This window comes from Streptomyces sp. NPDC020362 (assembly GCF_040642095.1).
GTDB lineage: Bacteria > Actinomycetota > Actinomycetes > Streptomycetales > Streptomycetaceae > Streptomyces.
The window spans coordinates 1-26,844 of sequence record NZ_JBFAET010000087.1; the positions used below are offsets into that span (position 1 = coordinate 1).

Below are 26,844 nucleotides of genomic sequence, written 5' to 3' on the forward strand. Positions count from 1 at the left end.
CGAGCGCCCGCCAGGCTGGCGGGCGCCCCGGACGCCCTCCAGTTGACGGATCAGCTGGAGCCGTCGCCTACATTTCCTGGGGCGATCAGCACGGCGAGCGGACGCCGAGCTGTGCTAAGGTTCCGGTGTTGCAGTTGTGGTACCCATGAACCTATGTGCGCCTGACGGGAATGTTTCTCCTTCAGGCGCATTATTTGTTTTCCGGCGTCTCCGGATGGGGCCTCTGCCTACCGAAGGAGAAAGTCATGGCACAGGGAACCGTGAAGTGGTTCAACGCCGAAAAGGGTTTCGGTTTCATCGCGCAGGACGGCGGCGGTCCGGACGTCTTCGCGCACTACTCGAACATTGCGACCCAGGGCTTCCGTGAGCTCCAGGAGGGCCAGCGGGTCTCCTTCGACGTCACGCAGGGCCAGAAGGGTCCGCAGGCGGAGAACATCGTCCCCGCCTGATCGCCGGACGCGTATCCACTCACCGGGGCCCGCACCGTCATGGTGCGGACCCCGGTTTGTGCTGTTTCCAGGAAGGCAGATAACTGCATGTCCCGCAGGACCCAGAAGTCGAACCGGCGCGCCACGTCGCCCCGCCCGTCCGCGTCGTCGCCGAGGGAATTCCGGCTGCCGGAAAGCACGACACCCGCACTTCCCGCCGTCGAGGACTTCGCCGGTCTGGACATGCCCGCGGGGCTGCTGAAGACCCTCACCGCACAGGGCGTGACCACCCCCTTCCCCATCCAGGCCGCCACGCTGCCCAACTCGCTCGCCGGCCGTGACCTGCTGGGACGCGGACGCACGGGCTCGGGCAAGACCCTTGCGTTCGGGCTGGCGCTCCTGGCCCGCACGGCTGGACTGCGTGCGGAGCCCAAGGCACCCCTCGCCCTCGTGCTGGTGCCCACCCGTGAACTCGCCCAGCAGGTGACCGACGCGCTGACCCCCTACGCGACGGCGGTGAACCTCCGGCTGGCCACCGTGGTCGGCGGGCTGTCCATCACCAAGCAGGCCGGTACGCTCCGGCGCGGCGCGGAGGTGGTCGTCGCGAGTCCCGGCAGGCTCAACGACCTCGTGGAACGCGGGGACTGCGTACTCGACCAGGTACGCATCACGGTGCTGGACGAAGCCGACCAGATGACCGACATGGGCTTCCTGCCGCAGATCACCAAGCTGATCCAGCAAGTACGGCCCGACGGTCAGCGCATGCTCTTCTCGGCCACCCTGGACCGCAACATCGACCGCCTCGTGCAGCGGTTCCTGACCGACCCCGTGGTGCACTCCGTGGACCCGTCCGCGGGAGCGGTGACCACCATGGAGCACCACGTGCTCCACGTCCAGGACGAGACCGACAAGAAGGCCGTCACCACGCGCATCGCGGCCCGTGACGGCCGGGTCATCCTCTTCCTGGACACCAAGAGGTCCGCCGATCGGCTCGCCAAGCGACTCCTGGCCGTCGGTGTCCGCGCGGCGGCACTGCACGGAGGCCGCTCCCAGCCGCAGCGCAATCGCACGCTGGAGCAGTTCAAGAGCGGCCAGATCACCGCGCTGGTGGCGACGAACGTCGCGGCCCGGGGCATACACGTCGACGACCTCGACCTCGTCGTGAACGTCGATCCCCCCACCGACCACAAGGACTACCTCCACCGAGGCGGCCGCACGGCCCGCGCCGGCGGCTCCGGCAGCGTGGTCACCCTGGTCCTGCCCGACCAGAAACGGGACGTCACCCAGCTCATGTCGGACGCGGGCATCCGTCCCCGGACGGCACGCATCACGTCCAGCGACGCGGAACTGGCCACCATCACCGGCGCCCGCGAGCCTTCCGGCGTACCCGTCACCATCGAGGTCCCCCAGCCGGCGACACCGACGGCGTCCCGCCCGGACCGGAAGACCGGCACCGAGCCCGGCAGGCGGTCCGGCCGCCGACGCCGAGGCGGCGGGGCCAACGCCGCGACAGGTACTGCCAATGGGACGGGAGGCAGGAGCTCCGACCGCCGGGCAGGATCCGGCGGGGCCACCGGCGGGGCCGTCGGCGCGGGCAGCCGCAGTTCCGACCGCCAGTCCGCGGCCGGCGCTGCCTCCGGCAAGGCTTCCCGCGGATCCGGGCGACGAGCGGCGGCCGGCAAAGCCACGGGGAGCGCTGCCGGGACCGGCGGACGCAGCACCGACCGCCGAGGCGGCCGCCGCACCTCTGCCACCTAGGCCCCGTCGTCGAACTCCTGTCGCCGCGGGAATGACCGCCCGCGTAGGGCTGTTGTGTACTCCCGACCGCGCAGATGATCAACGACGAGGGGCAGGCCGTGGCGCACGACGACGGCAGGGTGCACGGGACCGTGGTGGCGGGGTTCGAGGACGTGCGGGAGGAGTTCGCCGCGGTCGTCGGCGAGATGCGCGACGCGCCCGAGGCGCAGCTCGTGGTGCACCTCGACGGCCGTCGGGTGGCCGACCTGTGGGCCGGTCCCGGTACGACGGCGGACACGCTGACCGGCCTCTATTCCATCACGAAGGGTGCCGCCCACCTCGTGGTCGCGCTTCTGGTCCAGGAAGGCGTCCTCGACCTGGACCGCGAAGTGGCGGCGTACTGGCCGGAGTTCGGTGCGGAGGGCAAGGAGCGGCTCACCTTCCGCGAGCTGCTCGCCCACCGTTCCGGTGTCGTTGGCGTCGACGGCGGTTTCACCGCCGGTGAGTTGGCCGACGATCGGCTGATGGCCGCGCGACTCGCCGGTCAACGGCCGTTCTGGGAGCCGGGAACGGCGTATGGCTACCACGCTTTCGTGATCGGCGCCCTGACCGGCGAGGTGGTGCGGCGGGTGACCGGCCGCTCGATTCAGGAGATCTACGAGGAGCGGATCCGGGCGCCGTACGGGCTCGACTTCCACCTGGGTCTGCCGGAGGCGCTCGAATCGCGCTGTGCCGAGGTACTGCCGCTGCTGCCGACGCCGCAAGAGGCCGAGCAGCTCGCGGCCAACGCCGCGGCCCCGGACAGTGTCAGGGGCATCGCCTTCAACCAGAACGCGACCCCGCCGACCGATCTGGTGGCCTTCGCCAACACCCGGGCTGTGCGGGCGCTCGGTCCCACCTCGTCCGGCGGGGTCGGCTCCGCACGGGGTGTGGCGGGGATGTACGCCGCGGCGGTCTCCGGGGTGGACAGCCGGGTGCCGCTGCTGAAGCCGGAGACCATCACCGAGTTCGCCCGGGTCCACTATCGCGGAACCGATCTGGTCACCGGGAACGAGGACGTCTTCGGCCTGGGCTTCGAGGAGCTCAGTGGCCGCTATCGCGTCCTGGGCCCGGACGCGTTCGGCCACAGCGGGGCGACAGGCTCACTCGCCCTCGCCGACCCGGGCAGCGGCTTGGCCTACGCGTACACCCGCCGCCGCTTCGGCATGCCGTCAGGGTTCGGTGCGGGCCCGGAGAACTACCGGCTGCTCGAGGCTGTGACACGGGCGGCCGCCACGCGCCAGGTCTGATCGTCCACTCTCACGCCCACAACAGCACTGCATCCGCCCGTCCATGGCGACGCATCACCATGCCGTGATCCATCAGCCGAAATCATGGGAAGACAGCGCACAGGGACCCGTCTTCACAGCAACCCCGGTGTCAGAGCCGGGGTTTACTCTCTGCCGCATGACTGATGCATCGCTGCTGCTGAGCGGCAGGTTACCGTCTTCGTCCCCGATCATGGATCTCGCTGTGGTCGGGGCGGGTGATGCACCGCTTGTGGTGTGCGCCGATTTCGACGGAGCCGTGTGGACCTGGAATCCGGTGGGGGATGTATGGCGGGAGCGTCCCTTGGCGTATGCCGTCGCCGGGGATCCGCTTGCCGCCGAGTATCCCGATGCCAGGAACCGTATCGACTCCGTGGCTGCGGTCGTGTCCGGCGGACGGGTGGTGCTGGCCGCCGGTGGCGATGAACAGGCGGTTGCTTTCTGGGACTTGGAGAGTGGTGAGCTGCTTCGTGGGACGACGTATCACGATGATTACCTCGGCGCCGTCGCCGCCGTGCGGGACGACGGTCCTCCGCGATTCGTGACGGGCACGCTGTACGGTGGCGCCCTCCTGGTGTGGGGACCTGGCCAAGCGGCTCCGCTGGAGCTGTCCACGGACGAAGATGCCATCGGGAGTCTCGCCACGGCCTCGGTCGACGGACGTTCGCTGGTGGCGGCCGGCGGCTTGGGGATAGACGTGTGGGATCTCGCGCGGAACGACCAGCTGGCCTCCTTCGAGCCGGATGACGGAACCATCCGGGCTCTCTCGATCGCCCCGCTCGACGGTCGGCCGATCGTGGTGGCCGCCGCCGACCCCGGGGAACTGTACACATGGCAGCTGTCAGTCGACGACGAGGCCGAGCCGCTCCATGAACCGATCACCGGCCACGAGGATGACGTCCTCGCCATGGACACTTGCACGGTCGGCGGTCGATGCATCGCAGTGACAGCATCCAAGGACGAGACCGTACGCATCTGGGACCTGGCCGAGGGTGCAGGCATCGGTGGCCCGTTGATCGGCCACGGGAGCAGCGTCGAGGCAGTGGTGACGACTGTGCTGCGGGGACGTCAGGTCGCCGTCAGCGCGGGTAGGGACGGGGCGATACGTGTCTGGGATTTGGCCGCGTTGCTGCGCTGGAGGCACGACAGCCGAGACCGTTCCCGCACGGTGGGCCATGGTTGAGTGCGTCGAAACGAACAGGCGATCTTCTTCGCGCTGCACTGGCAGCAGCACCATTCGGGCCCGCCGCCAGGTCACCGGCGAACAGCGCCTCGTCGGACGAGGAGAAGCCTTGCCTGATGGGCACCGGCTGGGGGACCACAAGGTCCAAGTAGTGGTCCGGAGCGAGTTGCCACCGGGACGGGTGAGACCGTCCCGGTGGCGGTGGCGGTCAGCAGGACCGCCATGGCGCCGCAGCTCAGCGGACCGTCACGTTGAAGACCGGTGAGGCCGTGGTGCCGCTGACGATGCGCAGGTCGTTCTTGCCCTTCAGCCCGAGCTTGACGCCCAGCGAGTAGGAGCCGTTGCGCGAGATGGGCGCGGACGCGGGCAGGCTCACCCACTTCCCGTGCTGCTTCTGCTGCAGGGTCACCTTGCTGCCCGCCTTGAGGCCGGTGGTCTTGCCCGTGACCCGGAACAACTGCCAGGCCCGGACCGAGGACACCGACGGCGTGGCGGTGATGCCGGCCTTGGCGGCCGGCGTCTTGTGCGCCACGACGACGGGAGACGTGCTGTGCGCAGCCGGGGTGGCCGCCATCGCGGTGCCCGCGAGGGCGAGGGAGGCCGTGGCCAGGGCGCCGACGACGACGGTGTGCAGGGAGCGCCGCTTCGAGACCATCACAGATCTGTCCCTTTCTGAGGTGAGAACAGCTTTTCGCGCCAAAGGACACCTACGTGCCGATTGGCGTAGTCACTAGAAACGACGTCATGGGAGAGACAGGCGTTCATCGGCGATTTGTCCCTGTCTTGTAACAGCCGAGCGGTCACGAGTTGCCGATGCGTCCCATGGGCTCGGATCGGCGGCGAGGCCCACGCCCGGCCGAACGCCCCCCAGCGGCAATCGGCCTTCTTGATCGGCAGCGCGGTGACGTACTGCGGGGCCGCCGCTGAACGGCGGCCAGGTTGAGCGTCACCCGTCGGCGTGCCGCCAAGGGAAGGACGCGCGGTCGGGCTCGACCCATCCGGTCCTGGCCGGGATGCCGGCCAGCGTCGAGGGGCAGTAGAAGCGGGTGAGCAGCTTCTTGTCGAGGAGAGCGGGGTGCTGGTCGGTGAACGCGTCGAAGTCGGCGGTGTCCGACTGGCTCGCATGGTGGCCCACCAGCTCCACCCAGGCCCGGCTGACGGTGGCGTTGTACTTCTGCGGGGCTCCTGCGTAACGGGCGGTGCGCCGGATGCCGTCGCCGACCAGCTCCACGGCCGCGTCGGTTCCGTAGCGCCGGACGGCCAGCCAGGTCAGGTGGACGTGTTGACGGTGACCGAAGCGCTCGGCGGTGGCCATGACCTCTGCCATCAGTTCCGCGAACGGCGAAGATCCCTCATGCGGGGCGTGAGCGTCGGCGATCACACGCCCTCCTCGCCCAGCGCGTCCAGAACGGCGTAGAAGCCTGCGAGGGCCTCGGCGGGCAGGCCGCCCAGCGCGCGGCTCTCGAGGTCGGCCAGCGTCTGTTCGATCAGGGCTGCTGCCGCACGCCCGGACTCGGTGAGTTCGATGAGGACCGAGCGGCGGTCGCCGGCCCGCGTACCGCGGGTGATGTGTCCGCGCCGTTCCAACCGGTCCAGGACGCTGGTCAGCGTCGTGGGACGACTGCCGACGGCGGCTCCCAGCTGGGACACGGTGCGCCCCTGACCATCGGCCAGGTTGGCCAGCGCGTTGATCTCGGAGGCGGTGAGGTCCAGGTCGGCAAGTTCGGTGGCAATCAGGTGCAGGGTGGCGTGGGTCGCGCGCTGCAGCGTCAGCAGCACCGACCGTCCGGGTGGCACGGATTCAGACATCATGATTTCGGATATTACGAGATCGTAGTAATCCGGGCAAGCGCAAAGGAGCGGCCCAGGAACAATCCGCTGGCCATGAGGGTGTTCCTGTGACAGGGTCCCCTGCCGTGGCAGACATGGACAGCATCTTGATCACCCCGCTCGCCGAACGCCCGTCGTTGACCTCCCGGATGTACGAGATCGCTGAGAACTGGCCGGCCTTCATCCCGCAGGATCCGGTCGCGGGCGCCCTGCTGGACCGGGTGGTCGAGGACTTCCCCGACTACTGCGTGGTGGCAACGGACGGTGACCGCGTCGTGGCACGCGGGCTGAGTGTGCCGTTCGACGCCGGGCACGACGGCCGGGAGGAGACGCCGGACAAGGGCTGGGACCAAGTGCTCATGTGGGCGTTCCGCGACCAGCGCCACAAGCGGTCGCCGACAGCAGCCAGTGCGCTCGAGATCACGGTGGACAGCGCGTACCTCGGCCGTGGTCTGTCCTACCGCATGCTGGCCGCACTGCGGGACGCCGTCGGCCGGCAGGGGCACAACGTGCTGCTGGCCCCGGTCCGTCCCACGGCCAAGCACCTCGAACCGCACGTCCCCATGGCCGACTACATCCTCCGGCGGCGCGACGACGGGTTGCCGACCGACCCCTGGCTGCGAGTGCACGTCAAGGCCGGCGGCACCGTCGAAAGGGTCGCTTCGGCATCGATGACGGTCAGCGGGTCCCTGGCCCAGTGGCGTCGGTGGACCGGCCTGCCCTTCGACAGCGACGGCGACATCGACGTACCCGGCGCCCTCGTCCCGGTCCGCTGTGACACCGCGCATGACCACGCGGTCTACGTCGAACCCAACGTTTGGATCCGGCACGAGGTGCATCCGTACGCCGGCTGACCGCCGCCGTCACACCCAGGGGGCTTCGTGGCCGCTGGACCTGGAGCCGGTGGTCGAAGCCGACGGAGATGGCCGCTGACCGTCCATGCCGGCGTCTGTCCATGGACTCCCCTGCGGACAGCGGGACTTCAGATCTGGCAGAGCCCCCGTTCGTAGTCGACCGTGGCGGACGCCTTGGAGTAGGTCCACTGCGGGCTCAGCAGCTGCGTGTCGAGCTGCTGGGCGGCGGCGGGGCTCTCCACGATGTACCCGAAGTCCTGCAACCACGCCGGGTAGAGGTTCTTCGAGCCGATGTAGAACGCGGAGCCGTCCACCGAGACCAGCTTGTGGTGCTGGGCGTAGGGGTGTCCGTCGGCCCACTTCGCGCTCGGCGAGCTGCGGAAGGACGCCAGCTGCAGGTTGGAGCAGAGCGCTGACGTGGCGCCGCGCTCGTCACCGGTGACCCGGGCGAGCCTGCTGCGCAGCGCGTCGCTGATCTCGGAGAGGGACTTGATCTGCGAGTAGCCTCCGCTGCCGACGGCGCCGCGGTTGGCGGGGTCACTGACGACTATGCGCACCTTGACACCGGAGGCGAGCTTCGCGGCCAGGGCGTCGTAGACGCGGGTGTCGTAGCGGGGCAGCGGCGGGCAGGTCGCGTTGAGGTCCTGCTGCGAGATCTCGATGTGCCTGGTCGCACTGGAGATCAGTGAACGCAGTGCGCTCTCCTCCGGGTTGACCGTGTCGTAGTCGCGGTCCCCGTTGGTGTTGTCGTGCAGTCCGACCACGCATCGGGTGGCGGACGTGTCCGGCAGGGTCGGATGCCAGGAGGAGGCGGGGTCGGAGTCCTCGATGCCCACGCCGAGCCCGCCGACGGCGATCACCGGCACGTCGCCGGTGGCCGGGACGGCGCGGGGGTTGGTGTCCCGCTCCATGGCCGCCATGCAGTCCGCTCCGCCGGAGGCGGCGTACCAGACGCTGGCGATGTTGCTCTTGTTGCTGCACGTCCATGCCCACAGCCGGTCCAGGTATCGGCCGGCCGAGCCGGCGGCGGGGCCGGCCAGGGCGAGGTCGACGTCGGTGACCGGGTGGGCGGTGTCGAGGTAGTCGCCCTTCCAGTTGTTGATGCCACCGGTGACCGCGGTCTCCCCGTCGACGACCAGGAGCTTGGAGTGGTTCCAGGAAAAGGCGGTCTTCGACGTGGTCATCGAGGCGACGTTGAGCGTGATCGCATCGGCCGCCGGGCCGAGCTTGCCGCGAAGGTCGTCCCGGTACTTCGAGGGCAGCACGTTCATGTGGTAGACGGGAGCGGCCCCGACGAGGACCCGGACCCTGAGCTTGTGACCGGAGGCCACCGCGGACTTCAGGCCCGCGACGATGGCGTCCTGGAAAGCGCCGTCCGGGAAGGGGGCGAGACTGGAGATGTCGACGGTCCGCGTCGCCCGCGAGATGTTCTCGGTCATCTTGGCCAGCAGCCGCTTGGTGCCGACACGGTCCTTGCAGTCGGCGTCGCCCCAGCAGCCGGGCGTCTGGAGCAGCCAGCCGGCACGGTCGCCGGTCGGCGCGTCGAGACGGTTGCCGCTCGTCCGCTCCCACACGTCCCCTTCGAGGCCGGGCGAGACCTCGCGCAAGGCGCTTTCCACGGCGTCGAGATGAGGGGTCGACGCGTCGTCGGCGGTGGCGGGTGCGGCGGGCAGCGCAGCCAGGGCGAGAGCGGATATCAGCGTGGCGCGCACGGGACGGTTCAGGCGCAACGAAAAGATCATCCATAGAAGTTACCAGCTAGTAGATATCGCCTCCGACCAAGTGGCCGCACAGCCGACATCGAAGAGGCGCAGGTAAGTTGGCCTCCTCGACGGCATCCGACACGCACCGCTCCCGGAGGACCTCTTGCCCGGCACAGCGCCCGTCACCGCAGCCGAATACTGGGACAAGTACCGGCCCGGCGTCCAAGAGCGGCCCGCAGCAACCCGTTTCGACTGGACGGGCCTGGACGACGGCGGCCCCGGCGCGGAATTGCTCCGCTCCCCCGCCACCGTCCTGGACCTTGGCCCGGCCGAGGGCGAGAACGCCGCCTACCTGGCTCGCCACGGCTGCGACGTCACTGCCGTCGACTTCTCCGCCGTCCAGGTCGAACGTGCCCGCCGCTTCTGGTCCCACCTGACCGGCTTGGCCTTCGTGCACGCCGAGGTGTGCTCCTACCTGGACAGCAGTCCGCGGGAGTTCGACGCGATCTACTCGACGTGGGGCGCCGTCTGGTTCACCGATCCCGACGAACTGTTCCCCCTCGTCATCCGCCGCCTCGCTCCTGCCGGCACTTTTGCCTTCTCGCACCGCGAACCCGTCACCGGCCAGTGCGGGGCGCAGTGCATGGGCGGCAAGTGGCTGGAGGGCCGCGAGGACGAACTGACCGTGTACCGCTGGCAGTACAGTGCCGACCAGTGGGCCGGGATCCTTGAGCGTCACGGCTTCACCGGCGTCCGCGCCAGGGTGCACCCGAACCCCGAGCCGGGCGCCCTCGGCACGCTCATCGTGACAGCGCAGTCCCCGGCCGGCTGACCCGGGAACCAGCCGTCATGTCGCCCGGATGCCGATGGTGCACAGTCTCTTGGTGGCACGCGTGAGGGCGACGTACAGGTCCCTTTCGCCGCTGGGTGTGGCCGTGGTGATCTCGTCCGGCAGGACGACGATCACGGAGTCGAACTCCAGGCCTCGGCTCTCGGACGCCGGGATCAGCCGCGCCTGGCCGGTGATCGTGGAGGTGGTCAGTTCGTGGGTTCTGGCGTCAGGGCAGATCACCGCGCGCAGTTCGCCGGGGTACGCCGCGGTCAGGGTCCGGAGCTCGCGGGAGAGGAGTGCGGGCAGCCCGTCAGCACTCGCCGTGAGGTGGCGGGGGCTCTCGCCGTGACGGACCGAGCGGCTCGGTGTCTGGCCGGGGGCGATCCGGGTGAGCAGGTCCTGGGTTTCGTTCAGGATCTCTTCCGTGGTGCGGTAGTTGACGGTCAGGGTGTGGACGGCGAATCGGGTGCCCAGGTGCGGGCCCAGCGCGTCGTGCCAGTCGCGTGCGGTGGGCGCAGGGCCCGCCTGGGCGAAGTCACCCACCACAGTCATCGACCTTGCCGGACAGCGCCGTAGGACCATGCGCCACTGCATGGCGGTGAGGTCCTGCGCCTCGTCCACGACCACGTGACCGAAGACGCGGTCCGGCGGGCCGTCGACCAGGGCCGCCGCCTCGTCCAGCAGTGCCGCGTCCGCCTCGGTCCACCCGGCGCCGGGATCCTGCAGCAACCGCGAACGCTCCCCTGCGGCGCACGGCGGCAGGTGCGTCGCCAGGAGCCGAGGGTCTGTCAGGAGCCTCCGTACGAGGGACTGGGGCGTCAGGCGGGGCCACAGGACCTCCACGGCGCGGTCGGCCTCGGCATCCTCCAGCAGCGCTGCCCGTGTCGCGTCCGCATCGAACTCCTGGGCCGGATCCGGGGCCGGTGCGCCGTCCAGCCCGAGGGCGAGCAGGTCGGCCGCGACGGCCTGGTCGAGGTCGATCCCGGTACTCACCGACACCTCGGCGTCGATGCGTACCAAGGTCTCGGCCATCGCGCGTTGCAGCTCCGAGGTGACCGCATCGATCAAGTGCTCCTTGAACGCCTCGCGGGCCTGGTTGTGCGGCAAGCCGCCGACCACAGCCGCGTCCCGCGCCCGGGCCACCGCGCCGTGCGGCAGTCGCATCCGCTCCTGGCCGATGCGCACCGTGAAGTCTCCACGGGGCGCCTGCAGGGAGCGTACGAGCCCCGCGAGCGCATCCGCCATGACCAGGTCGCCCTTCAGCCGCGCCGAGTCGAACGGCTCCCTGCGGGCCGGCCGCACTCCGGCCAGCTCCTGGCAGGTCGTGAGGACCGCGTCGCTCTCCCCGAGCGAGGGAAGCACGGCGGAGACGTAGTCGAGGAACCGTGTGTTCGGCCCAAGGATGAGGACGCCGGTCTCGGCAGCTCGCGGAAACGCGTAGAGCACGTACGCCGCCCGGTGCAGCGCCACCACGGTCTTGCCCGTACCGGGGCCGCCCTGCACGACCGTGACCCCGCGATGCGCCGACCGTACGATCGCGTCCTGCTCCGCCTGCAAGGTTGACACCGCCGCGCCCATGCGTCCCGTGCGCCCCGCCTCCAGCGCCTGCATCAGAGGGCTGTCGCCCACCACGTCGTCGGCGGCGGGGGCGGAGCCGTCGAGGAGTTCGTCGCTGACCGCGTGCACCACGCGATCCTCGACGCGCAAGTGACGACGGCGCCGGAGACCCATCGGATGCAGCGGTGTCGCCGCGTAGAAGGGCCATGCCGCATCCGCGCGCCAGTCCACCAGAAGCGGCAGGTCGCCGTCGTCCGAGCGGAGGCCGAGACGGCCGACGTGCAACGCTGTTCCGTCCCCCGTGTCGACTCGGCCGAAGACCAGTCCCTTCTCAGCCCCCTCGAACCGGTGCAGCATCCCTGCCAGACGCCCTGCCTCCACCTCTCGCTCGTACCGCTCCGTGGGACTGTTGGCCGGCGTCTTCAGCACGCCCGCAAGCTGGGCCTGCACGTCCGCAAGCTGTTCGTCCAGCAGGGCGTACATCGCGGACACATGCTCCTGCTCCGCCTCCACCTGGCGTGCGGCACCACTCTTGGCCTCTGACAACACTCCGCCCTTCTCGCAAACCGCCCCCACCATGCAGTCGGATTTCCGAGAAAGTAAGGCTTGACTTACCTGCGGCTGTCAGCCCCTTTACGGGCCGGGTGCTGGCCGCTGGGTACCTGCCGTCACGCAACTGGTTGCCGGTTTCAGGGGTCAAGGTCCCCTGAGGGGACGCTCGTCGACGCGATCACCGTGTGCAGGCGGATGCCTTCCTTCAGAACAGCTTCGAGGTACTTGGCGTCACCGGACGGCGCGGCAGCCCGGGCCGTGTCCTGCAGGTCGTCATGGCGGGCGGGCGCCCAGAGGGTCCAGGACAGCGCGGCGGCGGTCGTCTCGTGCCCGGCCAGGAGGAGGGAGATCAGCTGGCCGCGCAACTCGCCGTCGGTGAGCGGCGCGGCCGCGTCTGCGCCTGCGCCTGCGCCTGCGCCTGCGCCTGCGCCTGCGCTCACGAGTCGGGACAGGACGTCGTTCCGCTCACCGAGATCGGCGGCGGCCCGCCGGGATCCGGGCAGGCCCTGTCTCGGGGATGTCAGTAATGAGTGGTCCGGCCTACGGATGGCCACCTAGGATCTTCCCCGTGATCGCTGATCTGCAGTGCGTAGTGCTGGACTGCTCCGACCCCGGTGAACTCGCCGAGTTCTACCAGTCGCTCCTTGGCGGCAGTGTCAACCAGCCGGATCGGCGCTGGGCGCTCAGCGCGGACTGGGCCACGTTGCACACGGCGTCCGGCCTCGTCCTCGCCTTCCAGCGGGTAGCGGAGTACCAGCCACCGTTGTGGCCGGACCCGAGCCGGCCACAGCAGTTCCACCTGGATTTCGGTGTCGCCGACCTGGATCGTGCTCAGGAACAGGTGTTGGCCCAGGGCGCCAGGGTGCTGGACGACGGTATGGACGGACGGAGTTGGCGGATATTTGCCGACCCCGCAGGTCATCCGTTCTGCCTGGTCCGTCACTGACGCCGAGCCTGGTGGCGGTAACGCCCCGTGTGACGAGGGCCGGAGCCGGGTGAGGAGTGCGGCAGCGGTGACGGTACCCGGGAGGACGTATCCGCGCTTGTCATAGCGCGTGACCACGGCCCTGAATTGCCTGACCTTGTTCACCGCTCACTCAGGCACCTCCCGCAGTGCACGCACGTGCGCCACTGGCAGCCGGTGCCGAGCCGGTCAATGATCCCGTTGATCACCTGCGGTCGTCCCGCCACCGGCCGCGCCGGTGGTTGCCCTTCGCCGGCAGCGGCTCCAGCACCGCCCACTCCTCGTCAGGCAGATCCCCCTGTTGAGCATGACTGACCAACGACTCACCTGATCGAAGAGACGCCGCCCAGGTGCCTGGGCCGGAGGCGGTGGTGCCCACCTCGGTGTCGGCATCGCGTGCTTCCGGGTCGTACCGTTGCTCAGGGCAGGGGCGGCTGGTGGTAGGGGCCGTGGTCGGTGTGGAGGCCCTTCTGGGCGTCGGTGTAGAGCTGGAAGAAGCGGTCACCGTGCAGCGGGCTGTAGGTGATCCGGTTGTACAGCGGGTCACTGGGCTTCACATCGGGGCCACCCCCGTTGAATCCGCCCACATTGCCGATGACCTGGCCGGTGTTGCCCGACGCGTCGAACTTGGAGAACCACGGCCCCCCGGAGACCCCGCCCCACATGCCGCCGCAGTCGATCTGCATCTGGTAGTAGGAGCGCAGTGCGGTCGTCCGGACGTTGGGGCAACGGAACGCCTGGTCCTGAGGGTTGTGCCCGATCGACGGGTAGCCGATGACCGTCACCTTGTTGGCGAACCCCGGCGTACGGACCAGGCTGTTGCCGCCCACGACGTCCTGGAGCTTGCGTCCGCCATTGGGTTTCATGCTGGCGAAGGCGAAGTCGAGGTCGGAGTTGATGCTCTTGTCGGAGGCGTACCGCTTGTCGCGGAACCACTCCTTGACCGGCCAGATCCCGTACGGCTGCTTCGCCGCCGACTTCGTGTGGTCGTACTTGGGAACGAACGCGGCGTTCCTGCCCTGACAGTGTCCGGCGGTGAGGATGAGGTCGTGCCCTGAACTGCGCACCACGCTGGCCGAGCAGTAGTGCGCCCGCATCCCGCTGTCCGTGTGGAAGAGCATTCCCACGGACTTGATGCCACCGAAGTGCTGACCGGTGAGGCCGGCGCCGGTGAGACCGTTCTTCCGCGGCGCCGTCCAGCCCTTCGGCTGAGCCACACGGCCCGAGGGGTCGGTCGCCGAGGCCATGCGCTCGGGTGTCCAGAACCGGATGGCTTTCCGGACCGTCCAGTTGCTGTCGGCGGACGACGAGCCGGTGACGGACGCCGGGGCCTTCGGTACGGACACGGCCCTGAGCGGCACTGCCGAGGTGGCCGGCGCCGGGTCTTCGGCGGCCGGGGTCCGTGTGGTGCCCTGCGCTGCCGCGGCACTGCCCAGCAGCACTGCGGTGCTCAGCGCGCTCACGGACCCGAGACGTATTCGTTTCTTGTGCAAGATGGTTTTCTCCAGGTGAGGCAGGCACGGTGAGTCGCCCGCTGGGCAGGTCGTCGGCGGCGGGCGGGTCGAAGACTCGGCCCAGGCCGGTTCCCGTCCCGTTGCGCGGCGATCCGCCGCTGTGCGGCGCGACGGGTGATGTCCCGCTGTCCGCCTGCGGCACGGCGCACCGCACGCCCGCGCACCGCGAGAGACGTCACGGTGCACCCGCCCTGCGGGCAGGCGTGGACGTTCGGGCACAGCTCACGGCACATACTCACTGCGCATAAGAGCGGCCCCCGTTGCGTTTCCCCCGTGCCTCCGAGAGGCGGTTTCCGGTCGACCGTGATCAGCGGTCGCAGCCGCAATGATGACACGGACCGATGGGCATGCACACGATAAATAGCCGCAACGCCTAGCGCAGGTGGGGTGAGCCCAGCTGCATACCGGTCCCGCACACCTGTGCCCGCAGACGGTGGCCGTTCGCGTCGGTCAGCTGCACGAAGGCACCGTAGTCACGAGCGGCGGCGTGCGGCGGCCGCACGGAGATGCGGGGACTGTCATGGCCCGGGATGAAGCAGCTCCCGTGCAGGGCGGCGGTCGCGGCGTAGAAGACCGGGAACTCGACGGTACGGGTCGAGTTCAGCACCAGCCGCACCGGCCTGGTGCTCTTCGGCTTCGACGAGACGCTGGGCCCCTTGCCCACGTAGACGTCGAGGTCCGGATAGCCGTCGAAGGCGCACGGCCGGGTGCCGGTGTTCCTGGCACTGAGGAGTGCCGTCGGCGCACCGTGCGACGTGCCGTGCGGACGCGTCAGTTTCCAGTGCAATTGCGGCGTTGCGCAGGCGGACGTCCCCCTGGCCCTGGGCGAGCCCGAGGAGGCGGCGCCCGGTGAAGTGGTGGGAGCAGCGGTCAGGGACGCTCCCGTGATCGGCCGGGTGGAGACGGTCTCGCCACGCCCACAGGCGGTGGTGGCCAGAAGCACTGCCAGGCCGATGGAGGAGACCGTTGCTGTCCGCCATGCCATGCGTTTCCCCCAGATGAAGACACCCTCTGCGATGACCGGGTGTCGCCGCTTCTGCCTTTCCGGACAGTGAGATGCACGGCTGCCCGAGGAGGTTCCCATGCACATCTTCGGCTCCAACTACTCGGAGCTGCGGACCGCGGGCTTCTCACCGTCCGGTCGCACCCTGGCGATCGCCACGAGCAGCGACGCCACCCTCTGGACACGCCGAACTGCCGCAGCAGGCACCTAAGGACGCGCCTGCGTACCCGCGGCCAGCGGAGCCCTGCGGAGAACGTGGCCTCACAGACGGTGCGGCCTCGCAGACGGTGCGGCCTCGCAGAGGGCTTGGCCTCGCAGGTGGCTGCGGAGATGCCCGGGCCGGCGAGGCACCGGCCGCCCATGCACGGCCGCCGGTGATGCGTGGAGCCCCTGCCGACGGCTGTCAGGCAGGTTGGCCAGCCACCACTCGCACATTCGTCCGCAGCTGCGCCTTCCCCCTAGCCCGCCGAAACCCTCCAGCGCGCGGGTTGAGGGGACATGGCGTGGACGGAGCCGAGCAGGGCCAGCGCCTGGGCGCTGGGGCTGCCGGGTTCGGCCTGGTAGATGATGAGTTGCTGACCCGGGGCGTCGCGTACGTCGAAGGCTTGGTAGGTGAGGATCAATGGACCGGCGTCCGGGTGGAGGAAGTGCTTGGCGTCCTGGGTCTTCCCGCGCACGGCATGGGTGTTCCACAGGCGGGTGAAGTCCGCGCTGTGTTCGGTGAGGACGCGGACGAGTTCGAGCAGCCGCGGGTCATCCGGGTCGAGGCCTGCTGCCTGGCGCAGATGACCCACGGTGGCCTGGGCCGTCCAGCTCCACCGCGTGTAGAACTGTCGGCCTGCTGGGTCGAGAAAGGTCATGCGGGCCAGATTGTCCGCCGCTTCGAAGGGTGAGTGCAGGGCCTGGGCCAGGTGGTTCGCGGCGAGGACGTCCAGGGTCCGGTTGATGACGAAGGCCGGTGCGCCCGGGAAACTGTCCATCAGCTGGCGCAGGGCCGCACCGACCCGGTCCGTGGTGTGGGTGAACTGGCTGCCCGGCGCCGTCCCGGCCAGCCGGTGCAGGTGGGCAAGGGCGTCGGGGTCCAGCCGCAAGGCGCGGCCGAGTGCGTCGAGCACCTGGGCCGAGGGGTGGCGCTCGCGCCCCTGTTCCAGGCGGGTGTAGTAGTCCGCGTTCATCCCGGCCAGGACGGCGACCTCTTCCCGGCGCAGCCCGGTCACCTTGCGTACGCCGTGGCTCGCCATGCCGACGTCCTGCGGCTGCAGACCCGCCCTGCGTGCGCGGAGGAACTCTCCCAGGTGGTTGTCGGTCATCGACCCAGGCTAGGCCCCGGGGGCGATGTGCTGCCTGGGTGCGGTGCACCCAGGCAGCACACGTCCTGGAGGGTTGGCCGTGACCTGCTCAGACTCGGTGGCACGGGACAGACCCGCACCGAGAAGAAGGAGTGTCCGGCATGACAGGACATACGGAGGAGAGCCACGCAGACGTCGTCGGTATGTGGGTGACCGCCGACGGTCACATACGCCAGGAGCTACGGGCGGACGGCCGTTACGACGAGGCCCGCGGTGACCGGCGCAGTGCGTACACGGGCCGCTACACGGTGACGGGGAAGCACATCGACTACGTCGACGACACGGGGTTCACGGCGACGGGCGACGTCCGCGACGGGGTGCTCCATCACGAACACCTGGTGCTCTACCGGGAAGGACAGCAGGCATGACGGACACCGCCAAGGTTGTGGCGATCACCGGGGCTAGCAGCGGGATCGGGGAAGCGACGGCCCGCCGGCTCGCCGAGGACGGCCACACGGTCTTCCTCGGCGCCCGGCGCACCGAACGTCTCGCAGCGTTGACGGGCGACATCACCGCCGCAGGCGGCACGGCCGACTTCCGGCGACTGGATGTCACGGACGCCGACGATGTCAAGGCCTTCGTGTCCGCCGCCCGCGAGCGCCACGGCCGCGTGGACGTGGTGGTCAACAACGCAGGGGTGATGCCGCTCTCGCCGTTGGAGGCGCTGAGGACCGAGGAGTGGGACCGCATGATCGACGTGAACGTGCGGGGTGTCCTGCACGGGATCGCCGCGGCCGTGCCTGTGATGCGTGCTCAGGGCGGCGGGCACTTCGTGAACATCGCCTCGGTGGGTGCCTACGAGGTCTCCCCCACCGCAGCGGTGTACTGCGCCACCAAGTTCGCCGTCCGCGCGATCTCCGAAGGACTGCGCCAGGAATCCGACGGCACCATCCGGGTCAGTCTCGTCTCCCCCGGCGTGACCGAGTCCGAACTCGCCGACAGCATCTCCGACCCGGCCGCCAAAGAGGCCATGAAGGCCTACCGCGCGGTGGCACTGCCCGCCTCCGCCATCGCAGAGGCCATTGCGTACGCCGTTTCCCGGCCTCCGCAGGTCGACGTGAATGAAATCGTCGTCCGTCCAGCGGCAAGCGCCCAATGACCCGTCAGGAAACAACAGCCATGCGGCACACTGCGCCCGGCCAGGACGCCCGCAGAACGTCGGCCTCGAACGGCTTGCCGTCACGGGGGCGGCGCACGGCAGGCCTGGGTCGAGCCGGTGCAGCATCTCCAGCGTAAGCGTCCACATCCGCAGTGAATGGGGTGAGGTAGAGCTGGAAGTTCTCCGCGACGTCTTCGGCCGTGTCGGCGGCGATGCAGAACGGGAACTTTACCTCTGGTGGGAGGCACCCCCTCAGGCAGCTCCCCTTCACCCTCGGCGCCATTTTCCGATGCAGACGGCGAGCAGGAGCTGAGCAGGCCGGTCAGCTCCTGACGGAATCCCCGGCCTCGAGCGCGGCGAAGAAGTCGTCGGCCATGGCACGTGCTGTGGGCGAGTCGTCGAGCGGTTCACCGACGATACGGCCGGCGAGTTCGGTGGCCAGGTTGAACATGGCCTCGCGCAGTTCGGCTTCCACGATGATCCGGTCGGCTTCCAGTTGCGCCTTCGCCGACGCCACGGAGTCGTCGCGCTCCTTCTGTCCTTCCGCGCGCAGGGCTGCGAGAAGGGAGGCTCCCTCTTCTGCTGCGGCTTGGCGAACCTGGGCGACTTTGTGACGAGCGGCGCTGAGTTCAGCCTGGTACTCGTCGTGGATGCGGCGCGCTTCGTCATTGATGGCGACAGCCCGCTCAACAGTTCCGTCGATCGCTTCTTCACGCGCCTTGAGGATCTTCTCGATGCGCGGAATCAGCACCTTCGCGAAGATCACAAAGACGGCGACGAAGCAGAGTAATCCGACTATGAGTTCAGGCCGAGGTGGATTCAGAGGTCCCATGCTGCCGATCGTACCAACGCGCAAGATCCGTCCATTCTGGCGGCCCTGGCCTGACTGTGCCCAACTTCCACAATACGCCGGGGTGTTGACTGCATGGCAGTCGACCTGCAACAGGCGCCCAATGCTTGTGGAGGGTGGCCGCGGCGGAAAGCCTGGGGGACCACTTCGGCGCCGAGAAGGTCGCTCTCTCCGGCCGGATCAAACGGGCTGCGGTCTGCAGGGGTCAATTTCAGTAGGTGGAAGCAGTGGGGCAGATCGGGAGTGCGGGCTGCTTCGCGGGCATGTTGTTCGAGGTGTTAGTCAAGCTCCCGGCGGTGGCGGTGCGCGCCTGCGTGACTGACCTTGCCGTTGTGGCATCGGCTCGGAGCGGGTGTGCTGGACTGGCCGGACTGACATGCTTCGTGACATGGCATCGCACACGAGTTACGAGAAGAGTCTGTCGCGTTGAGGAATGTCTGTCCCGATCTCGTGAAGGACGTCGTTTCTCTGTCGCAGGAGGCGTCTCCAGGGGATCAGATCGCCGACTCGATCACGGACTTGCCTTTCCACGGTGTCTGCCGTGGCTATGTGCTGACCGCTCCGGAAGGCAGGGCTTCGGCGTAGTCGCGTGATGTCCGGTTTATGTTCATCCGAGGCCGAGGAGTGTGAGGGGGCGGCGGGGGTCGCGGCCGTTGTGGCGGAGGCCGGCTGCGATGCTCGTCGCTCCGGCTGCCCATAGGGCTCCGGTGGCGAGGTTGCGCCAGGTGGCCATCGCGCGGGGTGCGCTACCGGTCCGCAGTTGGGAGGCGTCCTCAGCGAAGGTGGTGTCGCGGACGTGGTGCAGGGCCTTGATCGTCCAGTGGTCGCGGACGAGGCGGGCGAGCTGGGCCGGGGTGGCCTGTTCGGCGGTCAGGCTGGTGACGGCGTAGATGGTTTTGACGGTGGTCTTGCCCGTCTTGCGGTCGGCGCGGCGGCGCTTGATCTGGACGGCCCGGCGGGCTCCGGGGAAGAGAAGGCTGCCCACGGTGGCGACCTTGATCCGGCGGATCTCGTAGCGGCCGTAGCCGGTGTTCTTGGTGCGGCCCTGAAGTGGGATGTCCTTCCAGGGAAGGGACTTGAGCCGTCCGCGCAGCTTCTTCTGGTTGTCCTTGACGATCACGATGTAGTGGGCGCCGCGTCCAGCAGGTAGTCGGCGTGCTCGCGCTGGGTGTGCATGGCGTCGCTGGTGACGACGGCTCCGGCCAGGTCGGCAACGGTGTCCAGCAGGGTCTGGAAGCAGGTGATTTCGTTGGTCTTCTCGCCGACGTGCAGCTGGGCCAGGACCGGGCCGGTGGTGTGCTCCAGTGCGGCGAGCAGGTGGATCTTCCGGCCCTTCGCCTTTGCCGCACCACGCAGGCTCTTGCCGTCCACGGCCACCGCCCGCCGGGCAGCTGGCTCTGCCTGGGGGCGGCGGTCGGACAGCCGGGCGCCCACCGCCCCGTCGATCGCGTCCGCATCCAGGCGGGGCATCGCGCAGCGAGTCTGTGACAGTGCCTTGTCCGGGTGGGCGGCGTGGACGTACTTCACGGCGGTAGGCCGTGTTCGGAGAATCCGAACAATCCGATGGTGCGGGATGTGGCGAACCCGGCGAGCGCGCCGATGGCGATCGCGGCGGCAGCGATTCGGAGTAGCAGGGGTGCCGTCAACAGGAGGAGTGCGGCCACCGCGAAGGCGGCGCTGGCCTGCAGCAGGAACAATGGGCCGATGACGTGGATGAAGCGGTATCCGTCGATGTAGAGCTCGGCGTGGATGTATCCACTTGCCGCGAGCGCGGCGGCACGCACCAGGGCAGTGCACGGGCGGGCAGGCGCCGGGTGTTCATGCGAGTTTCTCGTCCTTGACGGCCAGTGCGTGGCTGCCCTGCCGGTAGTTGACGGTGCGGATGCCGAGTGCGTCCTTGAGGCGTCCGGCGGGCAGCACCTGTGGAGTGGGGGCGGGGCCGTGGCCGGGTTTGGGAAACGGGTAGCAGGTGGGGGCGGCCGAGTGGAAGGTGATGTTGCCCTCGGTCTTGGTGAACAGCTGGTGGACGTGCCCGTTGAGGCACGTGACTGAGGAGAAGCGGCGCAACATCGACAGCACCTGCACCGCGTCGTTGGTGCCCCAGCCCCACTTCGGATACATCGCGAACAAAGGAATGTGACTGAAGATGACGATGGGGGTGTCCGACGACAGGCCGGCGATGTCCTTGCGCACGAAGTCGATCTGATCCTTGCCCAAGTGGCCGAGTTGCTCCAAGTGCAGAGTGTTGACCAGCGCGATGAAGTGCACACCGTGGGTGTCGAAGCTGTACCAGCCGTCGCCGAGGGTGTTTTTGCCGAAGGCCTGTCGGTAAGCGCGTCCGTTGTCTCCGATCGAGTCGTGCTCGCCCGGCACGGTGAAAATCCGGTCCGTGCGCAACTGCGACAGCATCTGCTTGACCTGGTCGAACTGGGCAGGGGCGGAAAGGTGCGTCATGTCGCCGCTGTGCATGACGAAGTCGGGTCGGAATCCGAGGGAGTTGACCTGGCTGAGCGCTGCGGCAAACGTCCCGGCGACGTCCATGTTGGCCGGCCCCTGGAAGCCGATATGGCTGTCGGAGACCTGCACGAACCGCAGGTCCGCGCCGCCTGCCGGGGCCGCGTTCGACGAACCGGGAAGATGGCTGATCACCTCTCCTCCGGTGACTGTCAGGATCACGACGCCACCGAACCAGGCGGCGTGTCGCGTCAGCTGACGCCGCGTCATGCCATGCTCGCCGCCGCCGTTGGAGTCCTGGGTGTGCTCGGTCATGGGGTCACCTCCACGGTGGCGGTCATGAACGGGTGGATGGTGCAGTAGTAGGCGTAGGCTCCAGGTTTGGTGAACGTGTAGCTGTAGGTGGCGTTGGTGGTCAGGCCTCCCGACTTCAGCGGCCCGCCCGATCCCTTCTTGCTGGTGACGGTGTGAGTGTCTGGGTCGGTGTTGGTCCAGGTCACCTTCATGCCCGCTTTGACCGTCAGTTTGGCCGGTGAGAACGCGAAGTTCTTGATCGTCACCGCGTTGGCGGCCGTCGCAGCGGACGGCTGGCCGCTTGTAGGTGAGGTCGAGGGCGTGATTGGTGGCGGGGTGACCGTACCGCCCGTTCCGGAGGCACCGGGCGTTCCCGGCAGGGTCTGCCCGGGTCCGGGACTCAGCGCGCCGGCCGGTTTGGGGTGCGACGATCCGCCGCACGCGCTGAGCAGTCCCAGTGCTCCGGCAACGGCGACAGCGGTCAGGCACGCCGTACGCGACCGCCGAGCCGGCGGAGAGGAGATCGCATTCATGGTCATCGCTCTTTCTACGCGTCCCCAGCCGCACGGGCGGCTGTGATCCAAGACTGATCCGGGATCGGTCTTCTCAGGCAGATAGACGACCGCGTTACACCCGCCGGGGGACGTTGGAAGGGGTGTAACCCGGTGGGTTACTTTATGTGAGTAGACAGCCCATTCCATTCAGCGAAATGAATTCCGCAGCGGAGCCTCGTTGTTTCACCCTGGCGGCGGGTAGCGGCACGCCTCGAGCCGGGAAGTCTCGAAGTGCTGGTGAACTTGTAGGCGGACTGGTCAGAGGACGTTCAACAGGCCCAGTGTCCGGTTGAAAGGGGCCGTAGGAGACGTGGCGGAGGCCAGCGGCGATATTGCGGCATCCGTACTGGTCCCAGGGCAGGGCTTCGGCAAAGTCAAGGGATGTTCGTTTCGTGATCATGTGAGCCGAAGGAGGGCGAGCGGACGGTTCCTGCTCACGGACGTTGCGCCTCGGAGCTGTTGTGTCTCCCCGCACCATCGGGTGAAGCGAGCCGATTGCGTTGGAGGATGATCCCGTGCGTGGCTGAAGAAGCAGGTGCAGGTGCGGACGATGCTTGTGCATGGGATGAGCGACTGGGCTGGGCGTTCGGACTGATAGCGGATGATCCAGCTGCAAGAACTGCAGCGCTTGCCCATCTGGCTGAGGCGCGCAGGCAGGTCGCGGACGCGCTCGGTCGGGCCAACGAGATGTGGCGGCTGACGTTGCCCCTGGGCGCAGAGGATCAGTACCGGGAGCCGGCCGTTCTTCAGGCGCGGCGGATGTATCACCAAGCCCAGAGGCGTTCGCTGCCTGACGGGCTGTGGGATCTCCCTGCGGGCGGGGATCTGGCGACTTGGCCGGGGCTGCCCTAATGCGTTGCTCTTCCTGGAGTGGGAAGCGAGATACCCGCTGGAGTGGACGCAGCATGCGAAGGCGTGGGGTACGAAGCAGAGTCTTATCCGGGGTATGGCCCTCCCTCACCAGGAGGAGGCGATCAAGGCGAAGCTCGCCGATCTGGTCGAGATCGCCGTCCTCTGTGTGTATCGCTGCAAAGACCGCGAGTACGTGCGGGTTGCCCGGGCTGTCGACAGCGCTGACCTGCGCGGCAGGCTCGATCGTGCAGTCGTTTCGGACAGTCCGTGGGCCAGGTGCCAGGCAGGGTATGTGCTCTGGCTCCTGGACCGCCCTGACATGCCGAACACACCTCATGTCTGGCGGGCCTGGTTTGGTGGTGCCGTTCAATTTGAGGGCGCCGATGGCGAGGTTGCGCCAGGTGGCCATGGTGCGGGGTGCGTTGCCGGTGCGTAGTTGGGAGGCATCTTCGGTGAAGGTGGTGTCCCGGACGTGGTGGTGGGCCTCGATGGTCCAGTGGCCGCGTATCAGCGCTTCGATCTGGGCGCAGGTGGCTTGTTCGGCCGTCAGGCTCGTGACGGCGTAGACGGTGGTGATGCCGGTCTTGCCGGTCTTGCGGTCGGTGCGGCGGCGTTTGATCTGGATGGCCTGGCGGGCGCTGGGGAACAGCAGGTTCCTGACGGTGGCGACCTTGATGCGGCGGATCTCGGATCGTCCATGGCTGGTCTGCTTGGTGCGGCCCAGCAGCGGGATGTCGCCGAGGCGTTCGAGCACGCAGGTCGGGGCGTCGGCGATCCACTCGCCGACCGCCAGCAGTGAGGTGGCTCCGGTCAGTACGGCACACGCGCTCGGCGCGAGCACGGCGGCCAGGGCGTGGCGCACTCCGCGCGGGTCACGCGGGTCGGGTACTTCGGCCAGACGCTCCAGCAGCCCCGGGATCTCCTCGGGGCGGGGTTCGGGCTGCTTGCGGAGTTGGTCAAGAGCAGCCGGGATCGGGGATGATGCGTCGGCAGGCACGTTCTTCCACTCGGATCACGGGGCGTCGAGAACTCCTCGATCTTCGAAGCCCGTGCCTGTCTGTCGGTGTGTGGTCTCAGGACTTGGTTGACGTTTCGTCGTAGGGAGATGCTTGACGGGATCGCGGGTTGGCCCCAGCTCCGGTGACGCGCGGCGCGCACCTGCGCGAGCTGTCTGGCCTCCCTCGACGAACAGCGCTGTGGGCAGGTCGGGCAACGCATGGATCCGCACCTAACCGAGTGCCGGCGGGTGCCCGGCTGGACGGCGTCCCCAGGCCGAAATCAGCGGCGCGAGTGTCAGGTCGAGTTTGCCCGCGTGGATGGCGGCCAGGTGCGCGTCGATCTCGGCGTCGTCGGCCAGGCCGGCGGCGAGCGGCTCGCCGCGCACGTGCCGGATGGTCGCCGCCTCCAGCCGGTCGCAGGCCAGCCCACCGACCGGGAAAGCGCCCCCCGCGGCGACGTCTACCAAGCCGGCCTCACGCAATGCCCGCGGCAGTGTCCGGCCGTAGCGCAGGTCCGCGCCGCGGCGCGTCAGCAGCTCCCGGACGGCGTCGCGCAGCCGGTTGGCCCGCCGCTGCGCAGGGCCGCTGTCGTCCAGGCATGCCAGTGGCTGCAGAGCGGTATCGGCGTCCTCGACCAGCAGCCAGCCGCCGGGCCGTAGCGCTGCCGCCATCGTGGCCAACGCCCGAGCCCGGTCGGGTACATGGACCAGCACGAGCCGGGCGTGCACCAGATCGAACGTCCCCGGCTCCGGGGGCGGGTCAGCGGCGACGTCGTGCTGGCGCACCTCGTACCCGTCGCCTGTCTTCAGCCACGACGGGTCGATGTCCGTGGCCAGCACGTGCCCGGTCGGACCGACGGCCGCCGCGAGCGCCTCCGGGATACCGGGGCCACCGGCCCCCACTTCCCAGCAGCGCGAGCCAGCCCTGACCCCCAGTCGATCGAAGTGCCCGCGCGTCACACCGTCGAACAGCTCGGCCAGCCAAACGAATCGCTCGCCCGCCTCGGCGCGCGCGTTGTCCAGCAGGTACCCGCGGGCGGGAGCGGACTCTCCACCGAGCGCGGTAGTCCCGTCTAGCGGATCCGGTCGGCCACCGACGTGCGGCGGGCGGGGCGAGGAGGTCATCACTACATGGTCAACCTCCCCGGGCCACCAGCGCCACGACGACGGGAGGGGGATATCTCACACAGCCAGCGAACCCCGTACGTCCTACAGCACGGTTCTGCACCGTGACGCGCCGGAAGGGGTACATGTATTCGGCCCCCACAGCCAGCGCACCACGCGCGGGACAGCGCGCTGAGCGGACTGTCGGCTACGGCCGGTTCGGCCTCGTACCGGATGCCATCGATCACGACGTAAAGTCGGGGCCGGCGGATCCAGCAGATGCGCGTCCCCGTTCATCACGGGTGGTACCTCTTCTCCAGTTCGGGATCCGGGGCTGTCCGGCACTGTCCTACTCCCAGGGCTTCCCACCCGACAGACACTCATGAACCGGACACCATACGACTACGCCGAAGCCCTGGTCCCTGGGGTCGTAGACACGCGGCGGTGGCGGCGGCCGCGTCACCCGGGCGGACTGGAGAACCCTGCCGTAACCGGTGGCGCGGTGTCGTCGGATCAGCTTCCCGGTGGCAGGTGCGTCTTGTGCCGCTCGATTTCCTGACCGGCTTCCGGTGCGTCGAAGGAGAAGCTGTACCCGGTGAAGTCGGCAACCGGGACGTATCCGATGCGCCGGTAGAGGGCGTTGCTGGTCGGGTTGGCCGGGTTCGTGAACAGGACGACGTCCGTCGCGCCCGCGGTGAGCGCGGCTCTGGTCACCTCGACCGTCACGGCGCCCGCGTAGCCGCGCCCCCGGAGGTGGGCCGGGGTGTAGACGGGGTCCACCCGGATCATGCCGCCCACCATCGACGTCGAGCCTGCCATGGAGACGGGAGCACCGTCCGGGGTCTCCCAGAACGTGAAGTGTTTGTCGGCGAAGCGTGAGTCGGCCCAGGAGTCGGTGTCCAGGGTGGGGGGTTCTCCGACCGCAGCGGCGAACTCGTTGCACCAGCCGATGAGTTGCTGGTGATCCTGTGCGTCCAGGACGCGGCCCCGGCCGTCCGGGCGCGGCTCGGGTGGGGCGAGTGTGCCGAGGCGGTGGAGACGGCCCCACCACATGGCGACCGACGCTGCGCCTGTGTGCCGCTGCCATGCCTCGGCGAAAGCGGTGGCGGTGTCATGGTCCGCGGTGACGCCGGAGAGGGAGTGGCCGAGATCGGCCAGGCGGGCGGCGAGGGTGTCGGCCTGCTCGGGAGAAAGGGTGGTGAGGGTCAGTCGGTGGGACGGAGGGCGGTAGAAGATGGCGCGGACCTCGCCCTCCGACTCCAGTCGGCCGAATACGGTGGCCTCGGCGCCGAATGCGTCCGCCCCGCGTGTGCGCAGTTTCTCGGTCAGCGTCAGCGGCGTGGTGTGCAGGGCGGGGCGCGAACGCAGGAAGTCTCCGGCTCGGGCGAGAAAGTCGTCGACGTGGTCGGTGAGGTGCCAGTCATCCGGGCGCATGCTTCATGTTCCCTGATGTACCGGACTCGGGGGAAGCGCTTGCCCGGTGATGAGCCGCCGCCACGACGGGTGCAACGTCTGCCAGCATTCTGCGGCTGGGTGAAACGCAGCCTCCAGAACACGTCGCGCGCCGGTCGCGACCTGTAGGTCGGCGGGCTCACCGTGATCATCATGGGCAGGCCGAGCGTGTCCGCCGTGAAGGCATGCAGCCGTCCCTGCGGGACCAGATGCCCCTCCAGGGCCGGCTCGCCTTGGCCGAGGGCGCCTTCGAGCCGGTCGGCCGCCGCGCGGACCCGACCGATCTGCCGGCGGTCGGTCTCGCGCTCGTCGTCGGTGAACTGCCGCGCACGCAGCTGCGGAACGCGCGCCGGCGGATCATTCATCACGTCGGCG

General features: G+C 68.9%; 27 protein-coding genes and 3 pseudogenes. 11 read left to right on the forward strand and 19 right to left on the reverse strand.

Annotated elements, in window-relative coordinates; translation table 11 throughout:
- Window positions 1-245 precede the first annotated feature (245 nt).
- The 4 genes from AB0H32_RS27060 to AB0H32_RS27075 all read left to right on the forward strand — a co-directional run bounded on the left by AB0H32_RS27060 (window position 246) and on the right by AB0H32_RS27075 (window position 4,655).
- Window positions 246-449 carry a cold-shock protein gene (locus AB0H32_RS27060; RefSeq protein WP_031161015.1) on the forward strand — a complete coding sequence of 68 codons (204 nt, stop codon included), beginning with the start codon at window positions 246-248 and terminating at the stop codon, window positions 447-449.
- 87 nt (window positions 450-536) lie between these two features.
- Window positions 537-2,186, forward strand: a complete 1,650-nt coding sequence (locus AB0H32_RS27065; protein WP_361125214.1) for a DEAD/DEAH box helicase — start codon at window positions 537-539, stop codon at window positions 2,184-2,186.
- Between the two features lie 74 nt (window positions 2,187-2,260).
- Window positions 2,261-3,454, forward strand: coding sequence for a serine hydrolase domain-containing protein (locus tag AB0H32_RS27070; protein WP_361125216.1), 1,194 nt, complete (start codon window positions 2,261-2,263; stop codon window positions 3,452-3,454).
- 157 nt (window positions 3,455-3,611) lie between these two features.
- Entirely contained in the window at window positions 3,612-4,655 is a 1,044-nt protein-coding gene (locus tag AB0H32_RS27075; protein WP_361125218.1) for a hypothetical protein, read from the forward strand.
- A gap of 235 nt (window positions 4,656-4,890) precedes the next feature.
- Here the strand turns inward: AB0H32_RS27075 and AB0H32_RS27080 are convergent, their stop codons facing one another.
- The 3 genes from AB0H32_RS27080 to AB0H32_RS27090 form a co-directional block, all read right to left on the reverse strand.
- The gene (locus tag AB0H32_RS27080) at window positions 4,891-5,310 is read right to left on the reverse strand and encodes a hypothetical protein (RefSeq protein WP_361125220.1); all 420 of its coding nucleotides are present in this window, start codon (window positions 5,308-5,310) and stop codon (window positions 4,891-4,893) included.
- 291 nt (window positions 5,311-5,601) lie between these two features.
- Complete coding sequence (locus AB0H32_RS27085; RefSeq protein WP_361125222.1) at window positions 5,602-6,036, reverse strand: hypothetical protein; 435 nt, start codon at window positions 6,034-6,036, stop codon at window positions 5,602-5,604.
- The gene (locus tag AB0H32_RS27090; protein ID WP_361125223.1) at window positions 6,033-6,467 is read right to left on the reverse strand and encodes a MarR family transcriptional regulator; all 435 of its coding nucleotides are present in this window, start codon (window positions 6,465-6,467) and stop codon (window positions 6,033-6,035) included. The genes AB0H32_RS27085 and AB0H32_RS27090 overlap by 4 nt, the downstream gene beginning before the upstream one ends.
- A 113-nt stretch (window positions 6,468-6,580) precedes the next feature.
- On the opposite strand from AB0H32_RS27090, the gene AB0H32_RS27095 reads away from it, so the two are divergent.
- Window positions 6,581-7,339 carry an N-acetyltransferase gene (locus AB0H32_RS27095; protein ID WP_361125225.1) on the forward strand — a complete coding sequence of 253 codons (759 nt, stop codon included), beginning with the start codon at window positions 6,581-6,583 and terminating at the stop codon, window positions 7,337-7,339.
- Between the two features lie 128 nt (window positions 7,340-7,467).
- Here AB0H32_RS27095 and AB0H32_RS27100 read toward each other — a convergent pair whose 3' ends face one another.
- The gene (locus tag AB0H32_RS27100; RefSeq protein WP_361125227.1) at window positions 7,468-9,081 is read right to left on the reverse strand and encodes a phospholipase D-like domain-containing protein; all 1,614 of its coding nucleotides are present in this window, start codon (window positions 9,079-9,081) and stop codon (window positions 7,468-7,470) included.
- A gap of 124 nt (window positions 9,082-9,205) precedes the next feature.
- Between AB0H32_RS27100 and AB0H32_RS27105 the strand changes: the two genes are divergently transcribed.
- Window positions 9,206-9,874, forward strand: coding sequence for a class I SAM-dependent methyltransferase (locus AB0H32_RS27105; RefSeq protein ID WP_361125229.1), 669 nt, complete (start codon window positions 9,206-9,208; stop codon window positions 9,872-9,874).
- 15 nt (window positions 9,875-9,889) lie between these two features.
- Here AB0H32_RS27105 and AB0H32_RS27110 read toward each other — a convergent pair whose 3' ends face one another.
- Together AB0H32_RS27110 and AB0H32_RS27115 are read right to left on the reverse strand one after the other, a co-directional pair.
- Window positions 9,890-11,977 carry an ATP-dependent DNA helicase gene (locus AB0H32_RS27110; RefSeq protein ID WP_361125231.1) on the reverse strand — a complete coding sequence of 696 codons (2,088 nt, stop codon included), beginning with the start codon at window positions 11,975-11,977 and terminating at the stop codon, window positions 9,890-9,892.
- A 143-nt stretch (window positions 11,978-12,120) separates the two neighbouring features.
- A complete protein-coding gene (locus tag AB0H32_RS27115; protein WP_361125233.1) occupies window positions 12,121-12,423 on the reverse strand; it encodes a cytochrome P450 in 303 nt (100 codons plus the stop codon).
- A 128-nt stretch (window positions 12,424-12,551) separates the two neighbouring features.
- On the opposite strand from AB0H32_RS27115, the gene AB0H32_RS27120 reads away from it, so the two are divergent.
- A complete protein-coding gene (locus AB0H32_RS27120; protein WP_361125234.1) occupies window positions 12,552-12,929 on the forward strand; it encodes a VOC family protein in 378 nt (125 codons plus the stop codon).
- 54 nt (window positions 12,930-12,983) lie between these two features.
- Here the strand turns inward: AB0H32_RS27120 and AB0H32_RS27125 are convergent.
- The 3 genes and pseudogenes from AB0H32_RS27125 to AB0H32_RS27135 form a co-directional block, all read right to left on the reverse strand.
- Window positions 12,984-13,091: pseudogene (locus AB0H32_RS27125) on the reverse strand (IS5/IS1182 family transposase); the annotation flags it as partial.
- A gap of 275 nt (window positions 13,092-13,366) precedes the next feature.
- Window positions 13,367-14,410 (reverse strand): trypsin-like serine protease, encoded by a 1,044-nt coding sequence (locus AB0H32_RS27130; protein ID WP_361125236.1) that lies wholly within the window; start codon window positions 14,408-14,410, stop codon window positions 13,367-13,369.
- 424 nt (window positions 14,411-14,834) lie between these two features.
- Complete coding sequence (locus AB0H32_RS27135) at window positions 14,835-15,446, reverse strand: DUF4232 domain-containing protein (RefSeq protein WP_361125238.1); 612 nt, start codon at window positions 15,444-15,446, stop codon at window positions 14,835-14,837.
- Between the two features lie 97 nt (window positions 15,447-15,543).
- Here AB0H32_RS27135 and AB0H32_RS27140 point away from each other — a divergent pair, with 97 nt between their 5' ends.
- The gene (locus AB0H32_RS27140; protein WP_361125274.1) at window positions 15,544-15,675 is read left to right on the forward strand and encodes a hypothetical protein; all 132 of its coding nucleotides are present in this window, start codon (window positions 15,544-15,546) and stop codon (window positions 15,673-15,675) included.
- A 247-nt stretch (window positions 15,676-15,922) separates the two neighbouring features.
- Here AB0H32_RS27140 and AB0H32_RS27145 read toward each other — a convergent pair whose 3' ends face one another.
- On the reverse strand, window positions 15,923-16,774 hold the full coding sequence (locus AB0H32_RS27145) for a helix-turn-helix transcriptional regulator (RefSeq protein ID WP_361125240.1): 852 nt from the start codon (window positions 16,772-16,774) through the stop codon (window positions 15,923-15,925).
- A gap of 140 nt (window positions 16,775-16,914) precedes the next feature.
- On the opposite strand from AB0H32_RS27145, the gene AB0H32_RS27150 reads away from it, so the two are divergent.
- Together AB0H32_RS27150 and AB0H32_RS27155 are read left to right on the forward strand one after the other, a co-directional pair.
- Entirely contained in the window at window positions 16,915-17,181 is a 267-nt protein-coding gene (locus AB0H32_RS27150; protein ID WP_361125242.1) for an Atu4866 domain-containing protein, read from the forward strand.
- A complete protein-coding gene (locus AB0H32_RS27155) occupies window positions 17,178-17,912 on the forward strand; it encodes an SDR family oxidoreductase (protein WP_361125244.1) in 735 nt (244 codons plus the stop codon). Before AB0H32_RS27150 ends, AB0H32_RS27155 begins: the two co-directional genes overlap by 4 nt.
- Before the next feature lie 322 nt (window positions 17,913-18,234).
- Here AB0H32_RS27155 and AB0H32_RS27160 read toward each other — a convergent pair whose 3' ends face one another.
- The 5 genes and pseudogenes from AB0H32_RS27160 to AB0H32_RS27180 all read right to left on the reverse strand — a co-directional run bounded on the left by AB0H32_RS27160 (window position 18,235) and on the right by AB0H32_RS27180 (window position 22,043).
- On the reverse strand, window positions 18,235-18,744 hold the full coding sequence (locus tag AB0H32_RS27160; RefSeq protein WP_361125245.1) for a hypothetical protein: 510 nt from the start codon (window positions 18,742-18,744) through the stop codon (window positions 18,235-18,237).
- A gap of 625 nt (window positions 18,745-19,369) precedes the next feature.
- A pseudogene (locus AB0H32_RS27165) lies at window positions 19,370-20,232 on the reverse strand (ISAs1 family transposase).
- Between the two features lie 53 nt (window positions 20,233-20,285).
- Entirely contained in the window at window positions 20,286-20,546 is a 261-nt protein-coding gene (locus AB0H32_RS27170) for a hypothetical protein (protein WP_361125247.1), read from the reverse strand.
- 34 nt (window positions 20,547-20,580) lie between these two features.
- Window positions 20,581-21,531 (reverse strand): metallophosphoesterase, encoded by a 951-nt coding sequence (locus tag AB0H32_RS27175; RefSeq protein WP_361125249.1) that lies wholly within the window; start codon window positions 21,529-21,531, stop codon window positions 20,581-20,583.
- Window positions 21,528-22,043 carry a cupredoxin family copper-binding protein gene (locus AB0H32_RS27180; protein ID WP_361125251.1) on the reverse strand — a complete coding sequence of 172 codons (516 nt, stop codon included), beginning with the start codon at window positions 22,041-22,043 and terminating at the stop codon, window positions 21,528-21,530. The genes AB0H32_RS27175 and AB0H32_RS27180 overlap by 4 nt, the downstream gene beginning before the upstream one ends.
- Window positions 22,044-23,352: 1,309 nt before the next feature.
- Here AB0H32_RS27180 and AB0H32_RS27185 point away from each other — a divergent pair.
- The gene (locus AB0H32_RS27185; protein ID WP_361125276.1) at window positions 23,353-23,715 is read left to right on the forward strand and encodes a hypothetical protein; all 363 of its coding nucleotides are present in this window, start codon (window positions 23,353-23,355) and stop codon (window positions 23,713-23,715) included.
- Here the strand turns inward: AB0H32_RS27185 and AB0H32_RS27190 are convergent.
- From AB0H32_RS27190 to AB0H32_RS27205, 4 genes and pseudogenes are all read right to left on the reverse strand, one after another.
- Window positions 23,716-23,913: pseudogene (locus tag AB0H32_RS27190) on the reverse strand (transposase family protein); the annotation flags it as partial. It lies immediately after the preceding gene.
- Window positions 23,914-24,144: 231 nt separating this feature from the next.
- On the reverse strand, window positions 24,145-25,038 hold the full coding sequence (locus tag AB0H32_RS27195; RefSeq protein WP_361125253.1) for a methyltransferase domain-containing protein: 894 nt from the start codon (window positions 25,036-25,038) through the stop codon (window positions 24,145-24,147).
- A 492-nt stretch (window positions 25,039-25,530) separates the two neighbouring features.
- Entirely contained in the window at window positions 25,531-26,451 is a 921-nt protein-coding gene (locus AB0H32_RS27200) for a GNAT family N-acetyltransferase (RefSeq protein WP_361125255.1), read from the reverse strand.
- On the reverse strand, window positions 26,349-26,834 hold the full coding sequence (locus AB0H32_RS27205) for a DUF6192 family protein (RefSeq protein ID WP_361125257.1): 486 nt from the start codon (window positions 26,832-26,834) through the stop codon (window positions 26,349-26,351). The genes AB0H32_RS27200 and AB0H32_RS27205 overlap by 103 nt, the downstream gene beginning before the upstream one ends.
- Window positions 26,835-26,844 lie beyond the last annotated feature (10 nt).

Bases quoted from the DNA above. Each gene is read 5' to 3' on its own strand.
- AB0H32_RS27205 (WP_361125257.1), bottom strand. From the start codon at position 26,834: ATGAATGATCCGCCGGCGCGCGTTCCGCAGCTGCGTGCGCGGCAGTTC.
- AB0H32_RS27075 (WP_361125218.1), top strand. From the start codon at position 3,612: ATGACTGATGCATCGCTGCTGCTGAGCGGCAGGTTACCGTCTTCGTCC.
- AB0H32_RS27200 (WP_361125255.1), bottom strand. From the start codon at position 26,451: ATGCGCCCGGATGACTGGCACCTCACCGACCACGTCGACGACTTTCTC.
- AB0H32_RS27180 (WP_361125251.1), bottom strand. From the start codon at position 22,043: ATGAATGCGATCTCCTCTCCGCCGGCTCGGCGGTCGCGTACGGCGTGC.
- AB0H32_RS27195 (WP_361125253.1), bottom strand. From the start codon at position 25,038: ATGACCTCCTCGCCCCGCCCGCCGCACGTCGGTGGCCGACCGGATCCG.
- AB0H32_RS27150 (WP_361125242.1), top strand. From the start codon at position 16,915: ATGACAGGACATACGGAGGAGAGCCACGCAGACGTCGTCGGTATGTGG.
- AB0H32_RS27060 (WP_031161015.1), top strand. From the start codon at position 246: ATGGCACAGGGAACCGTGAAGTGGTTCAACGCCGAAAAGGGTTTCGGT.
- AB0H32_RS27145 (WP_361125240.1), bottom strand. From the start codon at position 16,774: ATGACCGACAACCACCTGGGAGAGTTCCTCCGCGCACGCAGGGCGGGT.
- AB0H32_RS27160 (WP_361125245.1), bottom strand. From the start codon at position 18,744: ATGGGACCTCTGAATCCACCTCGGCCTGAACTCATAGTCGGATTACTC.
- AB0H32_RS27065 (WP_361125214.1), top strand. From the start codon at position 537: ATGTCCCGCAGGACCCAGAAGTCGAACCGGCGCGCCACGTCGCCCCGC.
- AB0H32_RS27090 (WP_361125223.1), bottom strand. From the start codon at position 6,467: ATGATGTCTGAATCCGTGCCACCCGGACGGTCGGTGCTGCTGACGCTG.
- AB0H32_RS27100 (WP_361125227.1), bottom strand. From the start codon at position 9,081: ATGATCTTTTCGTTGCGCCTGAACCGTCCCGTGCGCGCCACGCTGATA.
- AB0H32_RS27175 (WP_361125249.1), bottom strand. From the start codon at position 21,531: ATGACCGAGCACACCCAGGACTCCAACGGCGGCGGCGAGCATGGCATG.
- AB0H32_RS27135 (WP_361125238.1), bottom strand. From the start codon at position 15,446: ATGGCATGGCGGACAGCAACGGTCTCCTCCATCGGCCTGGCAGTGCTT.
- AB0H32_RS27095 (WP_361125225.1), top strand. From the start codon at position 6,581: ATGGACAGCATCTTGATCACCCCGCTCGCCGAACGCCCGTCGTTGACC.
- AB0H32_RS27070 (WP_361125216.1), top strand. From the start codon at position 2,261: ATGATCAACGACGAGGGGCAGGCCGTGGCGCACGACGACGGCAGGGTG.
- AB0H32_RS27080 (WP_361125220.1), bottom strand. From the start codon at position 5,310: ATGGTCTCGAAGCGGCGCTCCCTGCACACCGTCGTCGTCGGCGCCCTG.
- AB0H32_RS27140 (WP_361125274.1), top strand. From the start codon at position 15,544: ATGCACATCTTCGGCTCCAACTACTCGGAGCTGCGGACCGCGGGCTTC.
- AB0H32_RS27155 (WP_361125244.1), top strand. From the start codon at position 17,178: ATGACGGACACCGCCAAGGTTGTGGCGATCACCGGGGCTAGCAGCGGG.